A 6000-nucleotide genomic window follows, 5' to 3' on the forward strand; every position below is an offset into this window, starting at 1 on the left:
GGGCAGAAGTGGGTTTTGGTGTTGGCCAGTTGAGGTTGGGGTGGTGGGTGCGGCGGCCTTCGAAGGTGAGCTCGACGTTGTTGAGGGCGGGTTCCCAGCGGCGGGCCCAGCGGTCCCCGACGAAAGACGCTCACCTCAGACGAACGCCTTGCCGTCGCCGCCCAGTTCAGCCAGGCCCGGCCCCGCACTCACACGCCCGACTGGAGGGCTATCCTTCCGAATCTGGAAGATTTGACCATTCCCTCGCCCCTGCGGCTCTGAGTATCCTTTCAGCATCCGGCGTCACCATAAACGAGTGAACAGCAAGGACACACGCGGATTGACCGATCAGCGACTTCTTCGAGGTTTCTGGCGCTGAAGGATATTTTGCCTCGCGATTCGAGACTTCCGACGGTAATGGCTACGTCTTCCACGCCGCATATCAGAGACGCGTCACCGATTACCAGTTCAACACTGGTTTCGACGCTGCCCTCGCGAGCATCCAAGCCGATATCATAACTGACTGAACCTTCGGCGTACTTGGATACCGGAATCACGAGCTCGCTCTCGACAGGCCCACGCAAGGCAAGCTCGGAAACGACCTCAGCAAAGGCCTCTTGCACCTCGCGAAAGAATACTGCTTTGGTCGGGACCATTTCTTCTCCGCTTCGCAGTGCGTCATGGGAGGATTTCGATCATCAACCAGGAGTCTTCGATCTTCCGGAATCGGGGTCCGTGACGAGCCGGATCGCTACTCCGTTCTTCAGCGCGTGATCGATGAATCCCTTGTCCAGGGTCCAGTTCAAGCGTCACGGGCCTCGCATCGGCACATTCAGCGTATAGAACCCACAACGTCGAGTCGCTGCAGTTCGGCCCACCGGCCGGTGAGAGCGTCCTGGAGGTGGCGATCGCGCTGACCCGGCTGCTGCACTACTACTTCGTCTTCCATGTAACCGACCAGAGGCTCAAGGCGCCCGCCTGGCCCTTCCGGACGTTCGACGGGTGCTCCGCAGGGGCTAACCCGCGGTCAGTTGGTGGCCCGGTGCCGCAAAAAACACCAGCCGGAACTGTTCGTCGAGCCCGCCCAACAGCAGGCCGCGCGTCGGGCCGATGAGTTTGCCGGTTGCCTTGAGTCCTCCATGTGACAAGCCCGCCCCGTCGGCGGATCGGGAAGCGCCGGATCCCGGTGTCATGGAGGAGAGAGGGAGGCCAGGATGAACAATCCGATTCGGCTGTACATGTCGATGTCGCTGGACGGCTATATCGCCGGCCCTGACGATCGGCCAGGGCAGGAGCTCGGACGCGACGGTGGACGGCTCTTCAACTGGCTCGACGACCGGAAGTCCGACGGTCCGAGCGGTCAGGTCTACCGCGAAGCGCTGGCGACCGGCGCGGTGATCTCCGGGCGTCGGACCTTCGAACTCGCCGGGCGCTGGCAGGGCGATCACCACGACGGCGTGCCGATCTTCGTCCTCACCCACCAGGTGGATGACGGAGACGTGCCGCCCGGCCACGCGCGTTTCGTCACCGAAGTCGAGGACTGCGCCCGTCAGGCTCGCGCAGCCGCCGGGGACCGGCCGGTCATGGTTCATGGGGCGCAGGCGGCGCAGGCACTTCTCCGAGCCGGACAGGTGGACGAGATGGAGATCCATCTGGTTCCGGTCCTCCTCGGCGACGGCCGACGACTCTTCGACCACCTCGGTGGTGAGCACATCGAACTCGACCTCGTCCGACGGCTCGCGGACCGAGACGTGACGCATCTCCGCTACCGGGTGCGCCGACTCGAGGGGACCGTATGAAGACGCTCTTCGTCTCTTACCGCGTCACCCAGTTGGGCAAGTCACTCGGCTTCTACACCGCCTTGGGCTATGTCGAACTGGGCAGGGTCGAGGGCGGCGACGGGGCCCGTCTGGTGATCCTCAAGTTCCCCGGCGAGCCAGCGGCCTCACTCGAACTGGTCCACCGTCCCGGCGCCGCACCGGTCGACGTGGGCAGCGGTTTCGACCATCTCGCAATCCAGGTGGAAACCCTCGCCACCACCCTTCAGACGCTGACCGAAGCCGGCCTGAGGCCGGGACCCGTCCAGCACCCGGGTGGCCCTCACGGTCCGAAGACGTCGTGGCTCAGCGACCCGGACGGCTACCGGATCGAGTTGGTGGAGTGGCCGTCCGGACATGCCGACGGCATCACCGCAGCAGACTTCGCCTGAGGCCGCGACGGACTGCGGAGTGACGTTCCCTTCGGCACGGTCGCGGCGCAACACGAGGCGACCCACCGCAGTGTGGCACCGCCCGGGAGCCGAGCGATTCAACCCGAGGACAGCCGAAGCGTCAGTCAGCGGGTGGGTCGGACGCCCGAGCGATGCCAGGTCCCCGTCTCGATGTCGGTGGGGGATGTCATCCTCGGCTCCATGGATCACTCTGCACGGATCACCGCGTTCACAGGCCTCGTCGGACCGCCGCCCGGCCCGGCGCCCGCCGTCGACTGGGCGGCGGTCGAGGGCTGGCTCGGCACCCCGCTGCCCGGTGACTACAAGGCGCTCGTGTCTGCGTACGGTGCGGCCGAGATAGGCGGCCCGGGTGCGGCGATCCGGCTGCACCCCCCGTGCGTCAGCACCGACGGCCGCTTCGAGTACGCAGCATGGATCGTCGAGACGCACCGGCACTCGGCGATCCGGCCCGCCATGTTCACCGCGCGTCGGCGCCCCTTCCTGCCCGAGGAGGGCGGCCAGCTCGCCTTCGCCACGACGAGTAGCGGCGACCACCTCTTCTGGAACACGGGCGCGTCGGACGACCCCGACGAGTGGCCGGTCACGCTCATGACCACGAATGTGGCAGTCGGGGCGAGCGAGCCCTGGGTGGACTACGAAGTCCCGCTCCTGGAGTTGCTGTTCACGCTGCTGCGCACCTGCGCGCCGCACCCGGACGAATCCGGCGGGCTGCTGGGCCCGCTGTCCTCACAGATACGGGTCTGGCCGCCACTGGCCGGGGCCACCCCCTGGTCGCCACCGCCTGCGGGCACCGCCGTGGACGCGCGGCAGCACGCGGCGCTCACTGAGGGCTCGGGCCTCGACGCCGTCATGGCGCTGGTTCCGCCGCCCCTGGAGCCGTATCTGGGCGAGGGCACATGGGAGCAGGTCTTCGAGCGGCTCGGCACCCGGCTGCCGCCTGACTTCGTGGCGCTCGCGGAGCGGTACGGGGCAGGCAACTGGAGCTGGTGGCTGGACATGAGCGCCCCTTTGTCCCTGGACCAGCCACGGGAGCAGGGGCTCGCGGCCACCGTCGAGGGCATGCTTGACGGATACCGCCAACTGCGCGCCGCCCATCCCCAGCACTACCCGATGCCCGCGTGGCCCGAGCCCGGCGGCTTCCTGCCGTTCGCGTCGACGATCGACGGGGACCAGATCGGCTGGTGCGCGGACGGCCCGCCGGAGACTTGGCGCGTAGCCGTCAACCCACGCCACTCGGACCAAGGACCGCCCCTGCCAGGCGCCTTCACGGCGACGCTGCTCGCGTGGTTGCGCGGCGGCCCCGCCGAATCCGGCTTCCCCGGTCTGACCGGCCGGGACCTGCAACCGCTGGACGTCATGTTCTTCGAACCATTCGGTCCGGGCGCGCCGTGGTGAAGGCCCCAAGACGACGGGCTGGGGCCTCAGCACCGTTGCGTTGGGGCCATGAGCGGCTGTCGAGGCCGTGGGCGAAGAACGCGACGGTGGTGCGGACGGTGTAGGTCTGGGCCTTGTGAGGGTGTTGTCCCGCGTTCGGGCCGTACTTGCCGGCGGGGTTCTTTCGGGTGCGGGCCTTCACCCGTCCCCGTCGGTGGGCGGGCAGGAGGTCGCCCAGGGCCGCGCGGCCTATTGTGCCGACCAGGCCGACGAGGATGCTGGGGAAGATTCCATGGCTTGGACGGCATGAAGGAACTCGTTGCCGTCGAAGGCCGCGTCGGCCAGCAGGAGCATCGTCTTGTCCAGGGCAGGCAGAAGCCGCTTGGCATAGGGGGGTTCTCCCTTCCAAGTGCCCGACCCAGATGCGGCCTGCCTCGTCCACGAGCAGGTGCCCGGTGGCGTCCCCGACGGAGAAGGACGAGGTCTCGCGCCCGAACGCGTCGAAGACCTGGACGCCGATGGTCGGTGCCGACAGGCAACCGACAACCGGCGGCTCATCCGACTCATGTGGACATCTGGGAGGCCCCATCCCGTGGCCAAGGGCAGTTACGTCACAGCAGTGCGGCGATGCCCTCGCGATCCTCGGGCAGCCCGGCCGCGCGGAACCAGGCCCGGTTCCCGGCGATGCCGCCTGTCGCCTCGTCGGTGTCCAGGAAGGCGCGCAGCAGGTCTCGTTGGGCGGAGGTGAGCGGTTGGGACGGGTCGTAGCCACCAGGGAAGGCGCTGAACACGATCGGCCCGCGTTCGTTGTCGACGATCGACGTGCCGCCTGCGTTCACGATGGCGACGGCCACCGATGCCACCTCCTCGAACGCTTCGGCCAGGTCGAGCGCGGAACGCAGCACGGTGAACCGGAACCACCCGTCGAGGCCGAGTAGCGGCTCGGGGAACCAACCGTCCGTAGTTTGCGGGTCCCGCAGCGCATCGAGGAGGACAGCAAGAGCCCGCGGCTGATCGACGCGGACGGGGCCGAGCGCGGCGCAGACCCGCACGGCCGGGTCGGGGTCGGTGAGCAGGTCGGAGGTGTCCATCCCCCATACGCTCAGCGCTCTTGCCACGCTCGCTCGCTCCCGTCGATCCAGCCCGGCGCCTGGTCGACGAGCAGTGGGCTGGACAGCAGCGGCACAGCGGCGCCGAGCGCGGCTTCGCGTACGTGAGGGTCGAGCGCGGAGAGGTGCGGTTCAACGCTGTCGTACAGGGCCGGGCGTATGGCCCGGCACGCGGCGAGTGCGGCGAGCTCGTCCGGGTCACGCTCGCCTCGCGTTGCGTCGCGCCAGGGCTCCCAATCCCAGTTGGCTCGGTCCCGCTCCGGATCTTCCCCATACGCGGCCGACTCGGCCACCTGTGCCAGCCAGGCGAGCAGGGCGGCCCGCAGGCTGCGGGGCGACTCCTCGTCCCACGGAAAGTTCCCTGCCTGCTCGGCGCGTCCCATGGGGTGGTCGAGGATCGCGGCGACGAACAACGCCGCGGGCGCGGTGACGGTGTACAGCGAGCCCTGGTGCAGCACTGCCATGTCCAACGCGGCCAGCGCCCGGGACCGCGCTTCGGGATCGTCATCCACCAGGGAGCACAGGGAAGCGGGTATGTCTCCGGCGGGTCCGTAGGCGTGTCGGAGAGAGTCCCAGTCCGTCTCAACGAGCAGTTCTCGGGCTGCCGTTGGCAAACCGCTCAGGATTCGAACCACGCGCACGCTCTCACCGTCCGGGCTCGCCGGCATGGGCGATACGAAGTCGTCGGCCGTCAATGCTGGTTGCCCGCGCCGGAGTGGAGCGCAGACGCCGCGATCTCTCGCACGCGGGCCAGGGTGATTCCCATGCGTTGTTCGACAGCGAGGGGGTGGTCGGTGGGTGCGAGCTCGACGAACGGGCGCTCACCGACCGGTCGTGTGTGGACGTGCGTCTTGAGGTTCAAGGTCGTGGTCGGGTAGGCGGCGAGGTCACTGGTGAGCCAGCCGAAGTACGGCTCCTCGGTCTCCCGGCCGTCGGTGTTCCACAGGTCTGCGGCACGGGAAAAGCTCTCTCCGCCGAGCGAGACCCAGACGCCCCAGGAGAACACGTCATCGGTTCCGATGACCGGTATCTCGATCAAGCCCTTGACGAAGTGGTGCTCTCCCAGGATCCCGCAGCATGCGCAGCTGAACCCGAGATCACTGGTCATGGCAGCGGAGCCTACTGGCGAGGGCCGACATCGCCGCGGGCGGGAGGGCAGTCCGCCACCACCCTTTGCTGCCAACTCCAGCACTCACGGCGCCAACTGAAGTGTTTACTGAGCTTGAACTCGTGAAGTCGTAGCTGCTGACAAGCCTTGATCCTCGCGGTACGCCGTAGTTATGAGGTACGCGCAGGGTGGTGGTCTGA

At 67.8% G+C, this 6000-nt stretch carries 7 protein-coding genes; 3 read left to right on the plus strand and 4 right to left on the minus strand.

Translation table 11 applies throughout. The features are described from left to right. Positions 1–269: 269 nt before the first annotated feature. Entirely contained in the window at positions 270–635 is a 366-nt protein-coding gene (locus tag AB0H78_RS37865) for a hypothetical protein (RefSeq protein ID WP_363239376.1), read from the minus strand. Between the two features lie 558 nt (positions 636–1193). On the opposite strand from AB0H78_RS37865, the gene AB0H78_RS37870 reads away from it, so the two are divergent. The 3 genes from AB0H78_RS37870 (at position 1194) to AB0H78_RS37880 (ending at position 3604) form a co-directional block, all read left to right on the plus strand. Continuing rightward, the gene (locus AB0H78_RS37870; protein WP_363239377.1) at positions 1194–1778 is read left to right on the plus strand and encodes a dihydrofolate reductase family protein; all 585 of its coding nucleotides are present in this window, start codon (positions 1194–1196) and stop codon (positions 1776–1778) included. Continuing rightward, complete coding sequence (locus AB0H78_RS37875; protein ID WP_363239378.1) at positions 1775–2188, plus strand: VOC family protein; 414 nt, start codon at positions 1775–1777, stop codon at positions 2186–2188. The genes AB0H78_RS37870 and AB0H78_RS37875 overlap by 4 nt, the downstream gene beginning before the upstream one ends. 201 nt (positions 2189–2389) lie before the next feature. Further along, positions 2390–3604, plus strand: a complete 1215-nt coding sequence (locus AB0H78_RS37880; protein WP_363239379.1) for an SMI1/KNR4 family protein — start codon at positions 2390–2392, stop codon at positions 3602–3604. A gap of 590 nt (positions 3605–4194) precedes the next feature. Here AB0H78_RS37880 and AB0H78_RS37885 read toward each other — a convergent pair. The 3 genes from AB0H78_RS37885 to AB0H78_RS37895 all read right to left on the minus strand — a co-directional run bounded on the left by AB0H78_RS37885 (position 4195) and on the right by AB0H78_RS37895 (position 5800). Beyond that, entirely contained in the window at positions 4195–4674 is a 480-nt protein-coding gene (locus AB0H78_RS37885) for a HEAT repeat domain-containing protein (RefSeq protein ID WP_363239380.1), read from the minus strand. Between the two features lie 11 nt (positions 4675–4685). Beyond that, positions 4686–5204 carry a hypothetical protein gene (locus tag AB0H78_RS37890; RefSeq protein WP_363239381.1) on the minus strand — a complete coding sequence of 173 codons (519 nt, stop codon included), beginning with the start codon at positions 5202–5204 and terminating at the stop codon, positions 4686–4688. 179 nt (positions 5205–5383) lie between these two features. Continuing rightward, entirely contained in the window at positions 5384–5800 is a 417-nt protein-coding gene (locus AB0H78_RS37895; protein WP_363239382.1) for a DUF2199 domain-containing protein, read from the minus strand. Positions 5801–6000 lie beyond the last annotated feature (200 nt).

It is taken from the genome of Streptomyces sp. NPDC050738, from assembly GCF_040654175.1.
GTDB lineage: Bacteria > Actinomycetota > Actinomycetes > Streptomycetales > Streptomycetaceae > Streptomyces.